General features: G+C 41.0%; 14 protein-coding genes. 4 read left to right on the forward strand and 10 right to left on the reverse strand.

Annotated elements, in window-relative coordinates; genetic code table 11:
- Positions 1-816: 816 nt before the first annotated feature.
- The 10 genes from FQ087_RS14285 to FQ087_RS14330 form a co-directional block, all read right to left on the reverse strand.
- Positions 817-2,550 (reverse strand): ABC transporter ATP-binding protein, encoded by a 1,734-nt coding sequence (locus FQ087_RS14285; protein ID WP_149581256.1) that lies wholly within the window; start codon positions 2,548-2,550, stop codon positions 817-819.
- Between the two features lie 759 nt (positions 2,551-3,309).
- On the reverse strand, positions 3,310-3,456 hold the full coding sequence (locus tag FQ087_RS23090) for a hypothetical protein (protein WP_255452342.1): 147 nt from the start codon (positions 3,454-3,456) through the stop codon (positions 3,310-3,312).
- A gap of 144 nt (positions 3,457-3,600) precedes the next feature.
- Complete coding sequence (locus tag FQ087_RS14295; protein ID WP_149581258.1) at positions 3,601-3,987, reverse strand: SHOCT-like domain-containing protein; 387 nt, start codon at positions 3,985-3,987, stop codon at positions 3,601-3,603.
- A 12-nt stretch (positions 3,988-3,999) separates the two neighbouring features.
- The gene (locus tag FQ087_RS14300; RefSeq protein WP_149581259.1) at positions 4,000-4,365 is read right to left on the reverse strand and encodes a DUF2089 domain-containing protein; all 366 of its coding nucleotides are present in this window, start codon (positions 4,363-4,365) and stop codon (positions 4,000-4,002) included.
- Positions 4,366-4,892: 527 nt separating this feature from the next.
- Entirely contained in the window at positions 4,893-6,068 is a 1,176-nt protein-coding gene (locus FQ087_RS14305) for an aminotransferase class I/II-fold pyridoxal phosphate-dependent enzyme (protein WP_149581260.1), read from the reverse strand.
- A gap of 156 nt (positions 6,069-6,224) precedes the next feature.
- Positions 6,225-6,923, reverse strand: coding sequence for an AIM24 family protein (locus FQ087_RS14310; RefSeq protein ID WP_149581261.1), 699 nt, complete (start codon positions 6,921-6,923; stop codon positions 6,225-6,227).
- A 289-nt stretch (positions 6,924-7,212) separates the two neighbouring features.
- The gene (locus FQ087_RS14315; RefSeq protein ID WP_149581262.1) at positions 7,213-8,403 is read right to left on the reverse strand and encodes an acyl-CoA dehydrogenase family protein; all 1,191 of its coding nucleotides are present in this window, start codon (positions 8,401-8,403) and stop codon (positions 7,213-7,215) included.
- 35 nt (positions 8,404-8,438) lie between these two features.
- Positions 8,439-9,605 (reverse strand): saccharopine dehydrogenase family protein, encoded by a 1,167-nt coding sequence (locus FQ087_RS14320; protein WP_149581263.1) that lies wholly within the window; start codon positions 9,603-9,605, stop codon positions 8,439-8,441.
- Between the two features lie 667 nt (positions 9,606-10,272).
- Positions 10,273-11,316: an SEC-C metal-binding domain-containing protein gene (locus FQ087_RS14325; RefSeq protein WP_149581264.1), complete on the reverse strand. Its 1,044-nt coding sequence runs from the start codon at positions 11,314-11,316 to the stop codon at positions 10,273-10,275.
- 124 nt (positions 11,317-11,440) lie between these two features.
- Positions 11,441-12,946 (reverse strand): DHA2 family efflux MFS transporter permease subunit, encoded by a 1,506-nt coding sequence (locus FQ087_RS14330; protein ID WP_149581265.1) that lies wholly within the window; start codon positions 12,944-12,946, stop codon positions 11,441-11,443.
- A gap of 288 nt (positions 12,947-13,234) precedes the next feature.
- Here FQ087_RS14330 and FQ087_RS14335 point away from each other — a divergent pair, with 288 nt between their 5' ends.
- The 4 genes from FQ087_RS14335 (at position 13,235) to FQ087_RS14350 (ending at position 17,741) form a co-directional block, all read left to right on the forward strand.
- A complete protein-coding gene (locus tag FQ087_RS14335) occupies positions 13,235-14,119 on the forward strand; it encodes a TetR/AcrR family transcriptional regulator (protein ID WP_149581266.1) in 885 nt (294 codons plus the stop codon).
- 93 nt (positions 14,120-14,212) lie between these two features.
- Positions 14,213-15,010, forward strand: coding sequence for a TIGR00266 family protein (locus FQ087_RS14340; RefSeq protein ID WP_149581267.1), 798 nt, complete (start codon positions 14,213-14,215; stop codon positions 15,008-15,010).
- Between the two features lie 339 nt (positions 15,011-15,349).
- Positions 15,350-16,303: a formimidoylglutamase gene (gene hutG, locus FQ087_RS14345; RefSeq protein ID WP_149581268.1), complete on the forward strand. Its 954-nt coding sequence runs from the start codon at positions 15,350-15,352 to the stop codon at positions 16,301-16,303.
- 79 nt (positions 16,304-16,382) lie between these two features.
- Positions 16,383-17,741 carry a sodium-dependent transporter gene (locus FQ087_RS14350; protein ID WP_149581269.1) on the forward strand — a complete coding sequence of 453 codons (1,359 nt, stop codon included), beginning with the start codon at positions 16,383-16,385 and terminating at the stop codon, positions 17,739-17,741.
- Positions 17,742-18,271 lie beyond the last annotated feature (530 nt).

The raw sequence follows: 18,271 nt of genomic DNA on the forward strand, positions 1-18,271 counted from the left end.
CTTTCGACTAACTATTCATGACAGATTTACTGAAGTGTCTAATGTGGCTAGAAGTGACTCCGTCACTTCTAGCAACACTTTTTTCAGTAATCCTGTTGAGAATCGTTGCCTGTCGCGTTCCTACAATGTTCAAGTGAAAAATGCGGTTGTTTTGGAAGAAAAGAATAGATGACATTCTATGGAGAGTGTAAGTGCCCGAAGATGCAATTTCGGGCACTGTTGTACTTTGTACAATGCGTTCCTTGCTTACTTTTAGTAAAGTTTATGCATGTAAGTTTGTGTTGCCTATTAGAAAGTGACACTTCTTTAAAATAAATAAAGAAAAACCATAGAGAACGCATCAGCCGCCAAAATTGCATCTTTGGCGGCTTTTCTCAAGGTAAGAAGCCAGCAATTTTTTCGTCCCAAAAATCTTCAGCACTCTGTATACTTAAGCATTTGGAGCGCGACGGATGAAAGACAACCATACGATTAACGAAAAAACTGTTTAGGGATGCGACAAAGTCACATCCCTAAACATCCAAACATCTCGGTAATCGTACTAGAAGTCTTTCAAACCAAAGCGACCCCAATGCGCGACTATACAAGTGCGGCCGAGGGGGATTGAGTTACTTTCTGGTTATTTCTGGTTAATCAACAGACCTGCAATTTTAACACTTTGATAAATTTATCGGCAAGCTAACTGTACGTTAATTACTGAAAGGACTCCGGATGAAATTGCAGCAATTGAAAACTTCTATATAGGAGCGAATTTAAAGGTTTGAGCCATTCAAAAAAGAGTACCGAATCGCAATGATTCAGCACTCTTTTCAATTCCTACGTCAATTGTTGCTCAGCAAACTCTCGATACAACGCATGTGATTGTGTCAATTCCTGATGGGTCCCGCTACCTGTCACTTGCCCGTTCTCTATAAATATAATTTTATCCGCATCAACGATTGTTGATAACCTGTGGGCGATAACAAATGTTGTACGCCCTTCCATTAATCGTGTCAGCGCATCTTGAACGACACCTTCCGATTGACTGTCCAAACTTGCTGTCGCTTCATCCATCATTAATATTTTGGGATCACGTAAAAAAGCACGTGCGATGGCAATACGCTGCCTTTGACCACCCGAAAGTTTGACACCGCGTTCACCAACTTCAGTGTCCAATCCTTTCGTAAAGCTTTTAATAAATTCGTCGGCATACGCCATTTCAGTGACCTCCCACAGCCGTTCATCCAAAATGCTTTCGCCATCCTCCAAACCGTAGCATAGATTTTCGCGGATTGTCCCAGCCATCATCGCGCTCTCTTGCGAAACATAGCCGATTTGACTGCGCCACGATGCCATTGACAACTCTTTTATAGGGGTGCCACCGATTCTTATTTCACCAGCCGTAGGTTCATAAAAACGTTCAAGCAACCCAAACATCGTCGTTTTTCCACCGCCGCTAGGTCCAGCAAAGGCAATCATTTCTCCAGGTTGCGCTTCAAAGGATACGTTGCTAATCACCGGCTCATCTTCTTCATAAGCAAACGATACGTCTACTACTTGAACTGATTTGTTAGCTATATCTACCACTAAGCCATCCTGCCCTTCTTCCAATGGCAGTTCTAAAATGTCAATAATACGCTCTGTTGCGCCTTTTGCCTTCTGCAATTGCGTGAAAAACATCGCAAATGATGTGATCGGAAATATGATTTGGAACAGGTAGAGCAAGAAAGCAACTAGTGCCCCTGTCGACATTGTGCCGTTCGCAACACGCATGCCGCCATATCCGATAATCATCACAATAACGACCATGACAACTAAATACATAAACGGAGCAATCAAAGCAGTAATACGGGCTTCTTTTAAACCAAATCCGAGTAATTTGTCAATTCCAGCCTTTCCACTCGCCTCTTCATTCAGTTCGGCGTTGGAAGCCTTCATTAAACGAATTTCACCGAGTGTCTGTTGTATTTGACCTGTAAATAGAGCCGTTTCATCTTGCAAACCACGAGAGATTTTCGCCATTCTTGTCCCCAGCGGAATCATGATTGCTACTGTAATTGGAACAGAAATTAACATGATAAGTGTCATTTTCCAATCCATAATGAGTAGTATCGTCACCGCACCTATAATCGAAATAATACCCGTAATGAATTGCGGGAAATGCTGCGTTATCAATTCTTTGACGATTCCCGTATCATTGATGACACGACTCACCGTTTCACCGCTAGATTCCTTGTCAAAGTGACTAACAGGCAAACGGATTAGTTTTGTCCACATTCTTTCGCGTAATCTCGCAACTACTTTTTGTCCTACATAACTCAGCAAATAAATGGATACTCCATCAATTACTGCTTGGACGATAAATGCTACCCCAATAGCAATCATTATTGGAACACTTAGCGAGGAAACTGAAAAGCCATCCACTAGATTTTTCGTTAGCAATGGCACAACCAAACCTGCAAGTGTTGTCAACACGCCTGCCGTCAGGCCCACAGCTAAAGCTAGCTTCGGGATACCTGTTGATAAAATTAGAGAGAAAAACGGCTTCAAGCCGACTTTTTTCTTGTCCATAGTGTTTAGCTCCATTCCGTTGAACCGATTTGATTTGATTTAGTTTATAATATAATGTGAATGATAAGTTTTAGCTACCTCACATCTACTAATACACATTATTAACAGTATAACTGTCTAGATAACTTAAGTCTTAACTGACTCCTTATCATCCGAATTAACCCTAGAAATGAAACTAATCCTCTACAATTAAAACCCTCTTTCTTCGCCTAACAATCCCTAAACACTTTCAATAAGTTCATCTTAATAGAAACATGTAAACTCAATATAAACAGACTTCGCTCTGTCATTCGAAATATAATGGTTAATCAACAGACGTGATCTAACGGCTAATTGTGATTGCAATCGTACGAAGGGAATAGAGTAAGTGGCCTGACTTACAAAGAGAAGCTTCAATCATTTGGGGATGACTAACTGGACGTGGCGTATCTAGCCAATATGCCCGTTAATGCAGGATAAATAAGAAGTGCCCTGACAAAAAGACCGCTGAGAAGACCATTCAAGTTCTCAGGATAGAAGAACTCCAGGTATTTTACAGTGGTATCAAAAGAGAACGGATGACAATTGGCGATCTCCAACCAAAGGAAACATTCCAAGTTCTACGCTCCGGCATCTGGAAATGACGAGGTTACTCTTACAGATTGAGTTCAAGACAGCGGGTATTCAATCGCTTTCTCATGCGGAAAACCCTAAAGATACGCACGATCCGTTCATTTATCCGCGAATCAAGACTCCCGGACTACAATTCGAAGCAGTCAGTCATAATCTGATGGAAACTTTTGTCCCATCCTTCGCTTTGACATCAACTAACTCAAGTCCTTTATTCTTTTTCAGTTCGTTCACAATATTTCTAAGGTCTTTTTTGTTTATTGGTGGCATCGTAAAGGATTGTTCTTTATCCTTCATGGACACCTTTACCCCCTTGTTGATCAATCGATTTACGAGTTCTGAAGAAATAATACAAATACCTATGTTGAGAATCACATAAGGAACTGGAATCCAGAGCCTTACTCCTTTTGTTTTCACCTTTACTTTTAGCATATAAATACCCTATTCAATCGCGATTGAAATAATATCGCCATTCGCAGATTTAATATCCACAATTTGACCATCTAATTCATTTTCGATTGCTTCCAAAATTAAACGTATATCGATATCCTTTACGTACTTTTCCGATTGTGGAATATTTGCAGCGATACTGTGCCCAGCTAACAATACAACTTTTACAAGTTTAATTGGCAAATTGACAGTAACATTATCATTTTCCGCTGTTACAATACGTACTTTCAATGTTTTGTCCATGTATACAGGTGCTTTGGAAGCAAGATTAGCTCCAGATTCCCGAGTATTTAACACATGGATCAATTCAGAAGCTTTTGCTGCATCAATTTTACCTTCTTGCACCATTGTGATTATCTTTTCAATTTCTGCACTCAAAGTTGATTCCCCCTATTCATCTTTTAATAACCTAATGGCTTCTTCGGGCGTTATTTCTCCGCTTTCCAACATAGCAACGACCTTTTTCTCATCTACTTCATTTTTCTTTTTTGTTTCATATCCAAGGGAACTAACAACTTCACTCAACTTGCCACGAACAGTAGGATAGGAAATTCCCAGTTCTTTTTCAACTTCCTTAATATTTCCCCTACACATTAGAAATACTTCAACAAAGTGAAGCTGCTCATTCGATAACGATGCTAGTTTAGATAATTCGAATTCATTTTCAATAGTTGTGTGACAGTGAGAGCAGTGCAACTTCGTGATTTTTAGTGTTTCGCTACAGACAGGACATTGACTAATAACTTGATAGGCCATAATAAAAGCTTTTTCCCCCTTTCATTTGTATTCATTGTATATCAAATAATTCATCAAATCAACAACGCAAATTAATATTATTAATACAAAAATTAATAATATTGATTTATCAGTTCTCCTCAATTCACAAAAGTGATTAAAGCATTAATTACTTTTATATCTACTACCAATTGAATCAATTTCACAATTACTTATTTCATGTATAAAGACGAACGATATAATTCATCTACCAGTTCATTGTCCGTCAATTTTACGGACTACTCTCGTTGATTGTAGCGGAAGATGGCGACTCCTGCGGGAACAGCGCGAGCTGAAGACCCCGCAGGAGTGAAATGACGAGGAGGCTGAAGCCGTGCCCGCGGAAAGCGTCCATCTGAAGCGGAAATCAACATTGTTCGTTTTTCCCGTTTAATAATCCTATTATGAAATTGATTCAATTAAGTGTTATTTTTTAAAAAAAGGTTAGAAAGGACAATGAAATGCATGTCCTTTCTAACCTTGTATGTTTACCTTGTGTTTAAACCCGCTTACTCCATTGCATAAATTTCTAACTTACTTAATTGGTCAACCGCTTTTTGCAGTGCATCCACTTTCTGAACGAGTGCTAATCGGACGAACCCGACGCCTTCAGTGCCGAATATACTTCCGGGAACCATGACGACTCCACATTGTTCGATGACTTTGAAGACGAATTCCTTGTCGTCCATGTCAAAAGGATATTTCGCCCACACAAACATGCCTCCATTTGAAGGTGTTACAGACCAACCTATTTCAGTTAAACCGTTCATTAACACTTTGTGACGCGCTGAAAATTCATTTCGCAGACGTTGTGTAATCTCTTCTGCATTGTCCAGCGCAGTAGCTGCAGCTTCTTGTATTGGACCAAACGTTCCAAAATCTAAATTCGATTTAAGCTGTTTGATAATGCGAATCATCTCGGCATTGCCGACAATATAGGCGATGCGGGCACCCGCAAGACTGAAGCTCTTCGATAAAGAATTGATTTCCATCCCGACTTCCATTGCACCGGGCGTTGATAGGAAACTGATTGGAGAATCGCCTGTAAAATAATACTCCGAATAGGCTGCGTCATGAAGAACTATGATGTTATGTTTCTTCGCAAACGCAACAACTTTATCAAAAAATGTCGCATCAGGCAAAGCTGGAACAGGATTTCCGGGTAAATTTAAAATAAGTAATTTTGCTTTTTGTGCGATAAAATCTGGAATCTCATCCAAATTAGGCAAAAATCCGTTTTCTGCACGCAATGGCATTTCGTATGGAACAGCACCAGCAAGCTTGATGCCAGCTTCATATGCCACATAGGCAGGATTCGTAGTGAGCACGATATCTCCTTCATTACAAAAGGCCAGCGGCAGATGGACCAGTCCTTCTTGCGACCCCATCGTTTGAATGATTTCCGTTTCAGGGTTCAGCGTAATACCGGAACGACGTTTGTAATAATTCGCGACAGCTTCATTAAATCGTTTTGTTCCATTTAGTGTATAGCCGTATGTATTTTCCAAAGCACTTTGTTCCGATAATACCCGCCTTACCTTTTCGTCCGGCGGAAGGTCTGGGCTGCCCAAACTTAAATCTACAAGTTCGACCCCGTTCGCTTTTTTTGCTTCGGCAGCTGCTTTTAAATCACCGAAAATAGCAGGGGCAAAAATGGACATTTTTTTTGAAGGTTCAATTTTCAAGTGAAAGCACTCCTTGTTTGCGGAAATTTGTTTTTAAGAAACATTTTACCACAAACTGTATCACTATGGTGAAAAAGCTAAAAAGGCTATTGTTAAGCTCTGCCTTTCTAGCTTCTTATAGTCATATATCTAAATTCAGCAATATAGATTTGTCATTTATGAAGAACTATTCCCTGTCATATATACTTCCTCATACGGTTGAATAATAACAAATCCTTCTCCAGAGAACTCCATTTGAATCGATTCTCCACTCCCTCGACCAAGGAGAGTTCTAAAGCTTATGTCTGTTCGGAATTCTGGTGTTAAATGGCCAGACCAGGCGACTGTCGCATTTGGATCTGTAATGACGGATTCACCAGGTCTCACGAGTAGCGTTAACGGCTCAAAATGAGTCGTGATCGCAACCTTTCCTTTTCCTGTCAACGTCACGTTGAATAATCCGCCGGACATCATGCCAGCCACTTTTCTCATGAGTTTAATATCCCATTCAATCCCTGGTTCGAACGCAAGTAAATCATTACCATTCACTGTAATCGATTCATTATCCAAGTCGAAAATGGTGATTTTTTTCCCTTTATCAGCTAAGTACAACCTCCCATTCCCTGTTGCTTTCATCAATGAGGCACCTTCACCCGAGAGCGCTTTTTTAAACATCATGCCTACTCCGTGCTCGAGCACTCTTTCCCGTTCGAATTTAATCTGCCCTGTATAAGAGATCATAGAGCCCGTCTTTGCCCAAACGAGGTCTCTTAAATTCACTTCCAAAATGCGCGGTGTTTCCAGTTCAAAGTATTCGCTCTCACGTTCATCCTGTTGTGTCTGTCTAATGAACTCGTTAATTGTATACTTACTCAATTTATATCTCCCCTTCCATCCATCTACACTGCCTATACATACGTTCCAAAATGTAGAAAGATTCCATCAAGCAATTATTCTCTTTTCTATTCACCAAGATTTTTAAATGAATAAAGGTTGAGGTATTGAATTTTGTATGTGAACTCATCGTAGGTGCCTTATAGGGGTAGCTGAAGCCATAAGGATGGCAAGGGCGCACGGAGCTAGACACTGTTCCGTACCGAAAAACTTATACTTTCTTATCTTTCAAGAAAAAATCCTGATGGAAACACTCATCAGGATTCCAATCTCACTCAAACGGCCACTCAGGCAACCTATTACTCAACTTCTTATCTTCCCGATACCCAAGTACATATTCCGCCTGCATAATCGTATGAATTTCACGAGTCCCTTCATAAATGACAGGTGCCTTAGAGTTACGCAGGAATCTTGCGACTGGATATTCATCTGAATAACCATAAGCGCCGTGAATCTGAAATGCGTCGTCTGCTGCTTTATTGGCAAAATCGCATGCCTGCCATTTCGCAAGCGATGTCTCACGCGTATTACGCAATCCGTTATTTTTCATGTCACCAGCACGGTAGACAAGAAGTCGGCTCATTTGATAACCTGCTTCCATATTGGCAATCATCTGCTGAACGAGTTGATGTCTGCCGATTTCCTTACCAAACGTTTCCCGTTCATGACAGTACTTCACACTTTCTTCGAGACAACCCATGATTAAGCCAACCGCTCCTGCAGCAACAGTGAAGCGACCATTATCTAGTGACGCCATGGCGATTTTGAATCCGTCACCTTCTTCACCTAATAAGTTCGCAGCCGGTATACGCATATCTTCGAAAAATAGTTCGCCCGTATTACCTGCACGGATACCGTATTTACCTTTAATCGCCTTCGACGAAAACCCCGGTGTCGTCCGTTCCACGATGAACGCGCTAATCCCATGGTGCTTCTTCGATTTATTTGTGTAAGCGAAAACTAGGAAATGATCCGCAACATCACAAAGGGAAATCCACGTTTTTTGACCGTTCAGCACATAGTCATCCCCGTCACGAACAGCGGTCGTCGCCATTGCCGCGACATCAGATCCTGCCCCCGGCTCTGTTAAACCGAATGCACCAATTTTCTCTCCTTTCGCTTGGGGAACGAGGTATTTCCTTTTCTGCTCTTCGTTTCCCCACTGCATAAGGCTCATGGAATTCAATCCAATATGGACCGATACTGCTGTCCGGAACGCAGTATCCCCACGCTCTAGTTCTTCACACAAGATCGCAAGAGAATTATAGTCCATGCCGCTACCACCATATTGTTCAGGTATGCAAACACCCATGAAGCCCAAATCCGCAAGTTTCTTCCAAATTGCCTGATCGAATCCGCCTTCTGCATCCCATTTTTGTATATGCGGCATAATTTCCGTATCGACGAACTGACGGGCCGTTTTTCTTAACATTAGCTGTTCTTCCGTAAATCCGAAATCCACTTCTCCATCCCCCTTCACAGACATCCTTTAGTTATTCAGTCATACGTCTCATTCGACTCGATACTTTCTTTAATAACGACACCGCGTTTTTTCATCTCTTCTATATACAACTCACCAGGTATGATATTTTCGGGTGGATGGACTCCGCGTTTCGTAATTATGCCACTGCCAATCATTTGCGCCACGATAGAAATTGTATTAGCCGTCGCTCGAGCCATCGCAGTCTCATTTATCGACACGTCTTTCTCCGTAACTAGATCATATGCATATGTCACAGGCATTTCGTTTTTTTCACCGCTTACGATAACGCGCAGCAACACCGCATCCGAATTCTTACCAAGTCGAAGTCGCGGCGACAAGTGCTCTCTCATGACATCACGTACTTTCACTTTATTACCCCCAACAGTCACTTCATTATCCCGTGACAGTAACCCTAAATCGACGAGCAGTTGGAATTTCTCCGCATGTCCTTTATAGCGGATCGTTTTGTATTCAAGTGTTTCCACGTTCGAGAACGATTTTGTCAGTGTCGACGTACCGCCTGATGTATGGAACGCTTCAAGCTCACCGTATTTTTCAAAATGAATCATTTCGATTTCAGACAATGAAGGGACTTCCAACAGTTGCCCATCCCGAATAACGTGGGAAGGATCAGTGTAATGATCGAACACGCCTTCCAATGAAAAGACGACATTATAATTAAGCGGCGGCTCCGGTTTTACAGGAATTCCCCCGACATACAATTTGATTGAATTTACTCTATCAAGTTTGCCTGCTCCATAACCAGTAAGAATGTTAATCATTCCAGGAGCTACCCCTAGATCCGGAATGATTGTGACACCTTTAGCAATCGCCTTGTCTGCAAGGTTAAGCACTGCATCTGTTGCACCACCTATATGTCCTCCAAGATCGATAGAATGGACGCCGATTTCTACTGCAATACGCGCAACCTTTTCATTGAACGTATAGAACAGGGCATTGATGACGACATCCCCCAGTGCCATCACGTTGCTTAATTGCTCTTCGTTCTTTGCATCCAACAATAGGATATCGAGTTTTTCGGACATCAGTTCTTCAGCAAAGTCTTCTGCCTGTCTCACGTTCAAATCGGCCATATATACTTTATCTACATCTTTACTTTTCACTAGATCGCGTGCCGCCTCTTTCCCCATTAAACCTGCTCCGAGTATGACAACCTTCATTTCCCCATCCCCTTACATTAGGTATTAGGCTATATCAATCTACGCCCGTTGCAATTTACTGCCCACGACAATTACCGAAAATGCTTATATCTATTGATTTCGACATCCCAAATCAAATACCTCTAATTTTCAGACAACAAAGAAGTACGACAGCAACGAAAAAACCCCGATAGACAAAGCTATTCGGGGGCGGAAATTATTATTCATAATTTAGTTACTATCCCATCAGCGGAAGCCTTCATCCCCAGTAATTGTTCAATGAATTCAGGCTAAGAGCGCCACTTCCTGTTGATATAAGGATGGATTTACAGCTAGTTTATTCTCAACTTACCTTCATTTAAATCGAGATAAATTCTAGATACACCGTAATCATTCTCCTCTAGGAAAATATGGAATATCCAGAAGCCTTGGAAAAGCATCTTTTGGCGCATCTGCATCGATCATACTTTAAAAGAATGTATTTGCATCTTTAGCAACCCCACCATTTCTATCGATTCAGCACCCGGTTCTTCCATTACCAAAAGTCATTACAAATAACGAAAAACACCGCGCAGGTTCTTTTGAGCCCACGCGGTGTTTCAGGTATAAAAGAAGATGTTCAAATCGTTTTAGCTTGTACGTTATTAAGACTTAGTAAATATCAGTCCGGAGTTATTCTATTTCTACATTATTCATTTATTTGTTGACGACTACGCTCGTACATTTCAATGACAAATTCGCGGATGTTATCTGCATGTTTCATCATTGAACTCGTCGATACAACGAACAACTTCGCAATCTCGGCATTCGTCAACTCTTCATCTTCCATAATTCCCAAATCAATTGCTACAAAAAATACGGCGGCAGCAATGACGCCCGGTTTACGGAAATTAGGTCGCTCTTTCAAAAAGTACGTTACGATAATATTTCTCAGTAACTCGCGCACTTCTTGAGAAGTACTTCTTAGCTCAAGTACATCATTAAGAATTCCGACTACCTCTTGTTGAACTGGGGTAAAGTCATGCTCTATGAGTTCATCCACTGTACGGGAATCTCTGGCAAGCAGAATTTCGTATACATCTGCCATATGCTCATTATAGAACGCAACGCTTTTATCGAATCCACTAGCCTCCGCAAGTTCGACTATCTGTTTTTCGAACGAACCATTCCAGTCATTAATGAACATAAGTGAAGAAATTACGTAGATATCATTTTCAAGGTTCCGATTATCTGGCAAAACAATTCCGAATATGAATGAATGCTCTTCAAGCAACATATCTGGTTTCTTTTCCAAATTGAACGTGCCCTCGCCAAGTATTTCTTGGACAACAACATATCCTTCCTTCTCCTCTTTCACCTTAGCAAACAAAACTATTGGGTCTTTCCATAACTCTAAAACAGATCGAACCGTTTCTCTTATCGGGCTATTCAATATTCTGAGGAGATGACGCTTCCATAGATCGCGCCGCGCAACGAATAAGAAATATTCACTAACAGCCTCTTCAATGTCATCTGGTCCCATCAGTTTACCGAGTTTACTTTTCCAGTGTCTTCTATGGCTTTCAAACTCTGCTATATCTGACGGGTCCGTAGCTTGTTCATATGCACCAAAGACGATGCGCTCAAGCTCCTCGTCAATAAGTACATCTAGTGGTGATTCATCTTTCTCCGCACAACACTTTTTATACTTTTTCCCGCTCCCACATGGACACGGATCGTTTCTTCCAACCATTTTTCCACGTCCTAACAATTATACGTTATCTAACTTTACGTTACACTTAATAATAACAGAAACAAAAAAACTCCGCATTGAGTATATATATACCCATGCGAAGCACTCCTTAATCTATTGCTTATTATTTACTTTCCTGGGACTCGTTAAATGATTTCTCATTAGTTGGTATCTGAACACGTTTCACGAAGAGCGCTAAAGTCAAGGCAAGAATTGCGACGATCGTCGATATGAAAAATGAGAAGCTGATTCCGTCTAGCATCGCTTGGGCTTCAAGTTGCTCTTTTAATTTCGCAAGACCCTCAGCAGTTGTTGGAGCATTACCAGAGGCTTGGGCTTCTGCAAATAGCTCTGCACCCGTCGACTCCATCCGCTTCGTCATAATCGTTAACAAAATCGCGGACCCGATTGCGCCGGACACTTGTTGCAACGTGTTATTCATAGCTGTTCCGTGAGGATTAGAAATCATCGGTAATTGATTTAAACCGTTTGTCATAATCGGCATCATTACCATAGAAATTCCGAGCATCCGAATCGTATAAACCATCATAATGTAATAATAACCGGATTCCATACCAAGTTCACTCAAATAGTATGTTGAAATCACTGTAATGGTAAGACCGATTATCGCCAAAACCTTTGGACCATACTTATCGAATAATCGACCTGTTACTGGCGACATAAGTCCCATTACAATCGCACCCGGAAGCATAAGTATTCCTGAATGGAACGGTGAAATTCCACGTATCGTCTGGACATAGAGCGGCGTAAGAATCATGCCGGAAAACATTGCAATCGATAGTACGATTGAGATGGCTGACGATAAGGCGAACATTGGATGTTTGTAAATTTTGAAATCCAACATCGGGTCATCCATACGAAGTTGACGCACGATGAACGATACAAGTGCAATCGTGCCGACAATGATCGTTCCATAGACAAGTATCGAATCCCAGCCCTTATCACCAGCCGAACTGAATCCGTAAAGGAGTCCGCCGAAACCAACACTCGATAGAATAAGTGAAAACACATCTAATTTCATGTCACGGTTCGGTGTAATGTTACGCAATTTAAAGAACGCATAAATAAGTGTCAGAATTGAGAACGGTAAAACAATACCGAAAAGCGTACGCCATGTGTAATGTTCAATTACCCATCCTGACAACGTTGGACCGATCGCTGGCGCTGTAATCATTACAAGGCCAAAAATCCCCATTGCAGTTCCTCGGCGCTCAATTGGAAATGCTGTAAGCATAACGTTCATTAGGAGCGGCATCATCATTGCAGAACCACATGCTTGAATCATCCGTGCAGCAACAAGTACACCAAATGCTGGTGCAAGCATTGCAAGCAGTGTCCCCAGAGTAAACAGTATCATAGCTGTTAAGAATATTTTTCGATTTGAGAATTTCTGGATGAAGAACGCACTGGCCGGTATTAAAATACCGTTAATTAGCATATATCCAGTTGTCAGCCATTGAACGACAGATGGGCTCACATCGAACTCCGTCATAATTGTCGGCAACGCAACGTTCAACAATGTGTTATTCAATAAAGCCACGAAAGCTCCTATAAATAAGATTGCTATCATGGCATAAGGTGGTTTCTCTTGCATTTTTTTAATATCCATACTTCTTCCTCCAATTAATACGTAACGTATAGAATTTGTACCCTGAGTACATCATGTTAAATATATTATACCGATAGTCCAAAATATGCAACCTCCGAAAACGCTTTCACATGTAAAAATTTAATTTCATTGATATGACAAACTTTTTAAGTTACCATAAAAATGTACTAACAGTATAAAACCAATTTCTCTCTTCATGAAAAACTCAACAAACAGACATTATTCTATTGATACCCCTCGAACAAACCTAATAAGTTCAACAATAAAACACAGAATAAAGGTGATTAGGTGAATGATCGTAAACGTCAGGTTTTATTGACAGCACAACGACTTTTTATAGATAAAGGTTTTTCCACTACATCTGTTCAAGACATATTAGACGAGTCCTGTATTTCGAAAGGAACATTCTATAATTACTTCTCATCCAAGAATGAATGTCTCAAAGCGATACTCGAACAAGCACACGATGAGGCAAATGTGAGAAGGCGTGAATTGCTTATTGGTCAAGACTTGTCCGATAAGCAAATTCTGGTTGATCAGATTTTAGTTCGCATGCATGTGAATCGTGAACAGAATTTGCTACCCCTTTTCGAGGCTGTCTTCCATTCAGGGGATAGCGACTTGCGAGCCTTTATCAAGAATATGCTTATAGCTGAGTTTTCCTGGTTAACAAGAAGGCTGGTGGATGTCTACGGCAAAGCTGCAGAGCCCTACGCTGCTGATTGCGCAGTTATGCTACTCGGAATGATGCAGCAAATACTTCATGTATGGTCTGCTTTTTCAAAAGAGGAAATGGACTCCTTAAAACTCGTCACTTTCTTAATACGAAGAATCGATTCCATCATCCTGGGTATGATTAGCACAAAAGATGCTTTTTTCACTGAAGATGTATTTTTCAAGTTGAACAGTGAGTTTGGAGAACAAACCGAAACAAAGGAACAATTGTTCAAACAACTTACAGGGTTTTCTGAACTACTTGAGGACGACACTTTTCGCGCGGCCAAACAATATGTTCAATTCCTTTTGGAAGAACTTCGCTCTGAATGCCCGCGGGTATTCGTGCTGGAATCTATCGTCCGCTCGTTCCGGGAGGCGTTCAAAGGACTCCCCCATGAAACAGAAGCTCACGAGCTAGCTTACAAAGTTTGGCGTTTTGTGGACACGCTTGAGTAGTCAGAGTTTTTTATTATTATCTTGAAACTTTCTCCACTCTATTTCGTATGATTGAGTAGCAAAATATTTTTTCTAAGGGAGGAACGAGACAAGATGAATAATCATGAAATTGATTACAAAATACATGGCGATGATATGCAGTTTGTAGAAGTCGAGCTTGACCCCAAAGAGACGGTAGTGGCAGAAGCAGGGGCTTTGATGATGATGGAAGACGGCATCGCGATGGAAACAATCTTCGGTGACGGATCTGGCTCTTCAGGTGGGGGCATTATGGGCAAACTGATGGGGGCAGGAAAACGAATGTTGACTGGAGAAAGTTTATTCATGACAACGTTCACGAATACTGTTGCTGGTAAAAAGCACGTCTCTTTTGCCTCCCCTTACCCAGGTAAAATCATTCCAATGGATTTAAGTGAGTATAACGGCAAAATCATCTGCCAAAAAGATGCATTCCTTGCTGCAGCAAAAGGTGTATCCGTCGGAATCGAATTCCAGCGTAAACTCGGTACCGGCTTTTTCGGTGGTGAAGGGTTCATCATGCAAAAACTCGAAGGTGATGGTATGGCGTTCATCCACGCTGGAGGTACGATTATCGAAAAAAGGCTGCGACCGGGCGAAATATTGCGCGTGGACACAGGATGTCTCGTAGCAATGACGCATAATGTTAATTACAATATCGAAATGGTTAAAGGCGTGAAAACAGCATTATTTGGCGGCGAAGGCCTCTTTTTCGCGACATTGAAGGGACCAGGAACTGTTTGGATTCAATCCCTTCCATTCTCAAGACTAGCAAGCCGTGTTTTTGCAGCTGCACCGCAAACACCTGGTGGCGGATCCCGTGATGAAGGAAGTATTGCAGGCGGATTGTTTAATATGCTAGGCGGAAAATAACTAAAAAAGGGTGTCTCAAAAGTCATTTACCGACTGACGAGACACCCCTTTTTTAAATTCAACTTCATATCAACTAACTTATTTCACGCCATTCAAAAATAGCCAGGTATACTTGGCTTCATCTTCACTTTCAGGAAGAATAACTTGGTATTTTAGATAGGCCATCGTAGTACTTGTATTTCTTTCTTCTATTTATATCAAACAATTATATAGATTTCGGGGTGGACACCATTAATCGTGATAGAGTTATTACTATCATCCACCACAATATAGTCGAATTTGTAACGCTGGACAGATATAATCAAGGTAAACCGTTATTCGAAGGGATGAGACGCTCAAATGAAGAAAGTTAGTTCAACTATATGGTCTGGACGTACAGACCATATTGAAAATAGAACCAGTTTTCGTTATCACCAGGTAGTGGCGGTTTCAGCGTTAAAGGATTTAGCTCCGTCACCAGACACGATCGCCATCATCGGGTTTGAAAGCGAGGAAGGTGTCCGACGAAATAGTGGCCGGCTAGGCGCAGCAAAAGCACCCGATGCTTTGCGCGGCGAGCTAGCTAAAATGCCATGGAAGTTCCCTGACACTAAACGCCTTGTGGATATAGGCAACATCGAATGTCACGGAAGAGAATTAGAGCAGAGTCAGCAGCAGCTTGGCAATGCAGTGGCCGAAGCCCTGCACAAGAAAATGACGCCCATCATTCTCGGCGGTGGTCATGAAACTGCTTATGGTCATTACCTTGGTGTCCGAAAATCAATTGGTGACCATGCAACGCTTGGAATCATAAATATAGATGCTCATTTCGATTTACGGACATACGACGAACAACCATCTTCGGGTACGATGTTTAAACAAATACTTGACCAGGATGAACACAGTAGCTATTTCGTCGCCGGAATTCAGCGGTATGGCAATACGCAGGAACTGTTTGACCGAGCGAATGAACTTGGTGTTATCTTTGAATATGAAGAGAATATGCATATCGGAAATTTGGACAAATTAACTTTGGATCTCAATCAATTTATTAGCCAACATGATTTTGTCTTTTTAACTTTATGTACAGATGTACTGAACGCCACCTTTGCACCAGGTGTCAGCGCTCCTTCGCCATTTGGATTAGACCCTTCCGTAGTTCGTTCCATTATTCGAACAGTCATTTCCCATGATAAAACACTGTCGTTTGATATTTCGGAAGTAAATCCTTCTTTAGATGAAAACAACCGCACAGTTAAGCTGGGTGCTCACTTAACAAATGAAGCAATTGCTTCTTTCTTGGGACGAACATAAACAAACTTGCATAAAGCAAGGCATATCATGATAATCTACAATCTAGATAATATAGTAAAGGTTCGAAAGGATTGAAATTATGTCTCAACAAGAACATTGGAAATCTAAAATAGGATTTATATTAGCAGCAGCCGGTTCCGCCATCGGTTTGGGAGCCATTTGGAAATTCCCTTATGTAGCCGGAACGGGTGGTGGTGGTGCCTTTTTACTGGTCTTTTTATTATTTACACTGCTATTAGGATTTCCTTTGTTAGTCGGAGAATTTATCCTCGGTCGTAAAAGCCAAAGTGATGCAATTAGCACCTACAAAAAGTTCGCGCCTAATTCCGCTTGGCATATAACAGGGATAATCGGAGTTGTTACCAGTTTTCTCGTTTTATCATTTTACAGCGTTGTAGGAGGATGGATTATCCTCTATTTATTTAAAGCGATGACTGGAGGCCTTGCGGGACTATCACAAGATCAATTCGGACCATTATTCAGTGAGATTATTTCTGAGCCGTTTTCTACTTTGACTGGCCAATTACTCTTCATGTTGCTCACAATTGTAGTTGTGTCTCAAGGTGTTCAAAAGGGCATCGAGAAAGCAAGTAAAATTATGATGCCGGCTCTCCTCGTTTTATTTATCATCATCGTTATTCGCTCCCTTAGTTTGGACGGGGCAATAGAAGGTGTTAAATTTTTACTTGTGCCTGATTTCACTAAATTAACATCTGAAACGATATTATTCGCCTTGGGACAAGCTTTCTTCACCCTCACTTTAGGAGTATCGGTTATGGTTACATATGCTTCTTATCTTCCAAAAACACAAAATCTACCAGGCTCAGCAATATCCATTATTTCAATGAATATCGTCATCGTCCTGTTGGCGGGTCTTGCAATCTTTCCGGGCGTATTTTCATTCGGACTTGAGCCCGATGCCGGTCCGACATTGATTTTTTCAGTTTTACCAGCAGTGTTCAATCAAATGCCCTTCGGTATCCTTTTCTTTATCGCGTTCCTGGTATTATTTTTATTTGCGGCTTTAACTTCAGCCTTCTCAATGGTAGAAATTATTGTTGCGACAATGACGAAAAACGACCCTTCTAAACGCAAAAAATTCACTTGGATAATTGGTATGGCAATATTCATCGTTGGCATTCCATCGTGTTTATCATACGGCGTAATGGCCGATGTAAAGTTTTTCGACAAAACAGTATTCGACTTAGTCGACTTTGCAGTAAGCAATGTATTGATGCCAATTGGCGCATTACTTATTTCTATTTTCATTCCGTTGAAAATATCCAAAAAGGATTTATTTAATGAAATGAAGCAAGGTTCGACAGTCGGGAAAGCCTTCTTTAACGTATGGTTCTATTTATTGAAGTATCTAGCTCCTATTGCGATTATTATTGTTTTTCTTGATGCGCTAGGTGTATTTAATTTATTCACAAAATAATCACTCTGAGTGATTATTTTGTAATCCGCATAACCGTCACAGCAAACTGCAAGAGGCTGTAAGTCGAGTTAATTAGTAATTTATACACGTCTGGTGAATAGGACTTGATTACCTCCATTTTCACTGGACTATTTTCGGACCGCTTTTGACTAACTATTCATGACAGATTTACTGATAGGTCCTAGTGTGGCTAGAAGTGACTCCGTCACTTCTAGCCACACTTGTAGGGAGGAATTGTAGTTCATTCCTCCTTAGTAATCCGGTTATGAATAGTTGCCTGTCGCGTTCCTACAATGTTCAAGTGAAAAATGCGGTTGTTTTGGAAGAAAAGAATAGATGACTTACTATGGAGAGTGTAAGTGCCCGAAGATGCAATTTCGGGCACTCTAGTACTTTGTACAATGGGTTCCTTGCTTATTTTTAGTAAAGATTATGCATCTAAGCTTGTAATGCCTTATAGAAAGTGACACTTCTTTAAAATAAATAAGAAAAAACCATAGATAAAGCATCAGCCGCCAAAATTGCATCTT

The sequence above is a fragment of the Sporosarcina sp. ANT_H38 genome, from assembly GCF_008369195.1.
Classification (GTDB): domain Bacteria; phylum Bacillota; class Bacilli; order Bacillales_A; family Planococcaceae; genus Sporosarcina.

Bases quoted from the DNA above. Each gene is read 5' to 3' on its own strand.
- FQ087_RS14300 (WP_149581259.1), bottom strand. From the start codon at position 4,365: ATGGCCTATCAAGTTATTAGTCAATGTCCTGTCTGTAGCGAAACACTA.
- FQ087_RS14330 (WP_149581265.1), bottom strand. From the start codon at position 12,946: ATGGATATTAAAAAAATGCAAGAGAAACCACCTTATGCCATGATAGCA.
- FQ087_RS14325 (WP_149581264.1), bottom strand. From the start codon at position 11,316: ATGGTTGGAAGAAACGATCCGTGTCCATGTGGGAGCGGGAAAAAGTAT.
- hutG (WP_149581268.1), top strand. From the start codon at position 15,350: ATGAAGAAAGTTAGTTCAACTATATGGTCTGGACGTACAGACCATATT.
- FQ087_RS14340 (WP_149581267.1), top strand. From the start codon at position 14,213: ATGAATAATCATGAAATTGATTACAAAATACATGGCGATGATATGCAG.
- FQ087_RS23090 (WP_255452342.1), bottom strand. From the start codon at position 3,456: ATGAAGGATAAAGAACAATCCTTTACGATGCCACCAATAAACAAAAAA.
- FQ087_RS14285 (WP_149581256.1), bottom strand. From the start codon at position 2,550: ATGGACAAGAAAAAAGTCGGCTTGAAGCCGTTTTTCTCTCTAATTTTA.
- FQ087_RS14350 (WP_149581269.1), top strand. From the start codon at position 16,383: ATGTCTCAACAAGAACATTGGAAATCTAAAATAGGATTTATATTAGCA.
- FQ087_RS14320 (WP_149581263.1), bottom strand. From the start codon at position 9,605: ATGAAGGTTGTCATACTCGGAGCAGGTTTAATGGGGAAAGAGGCGGCA.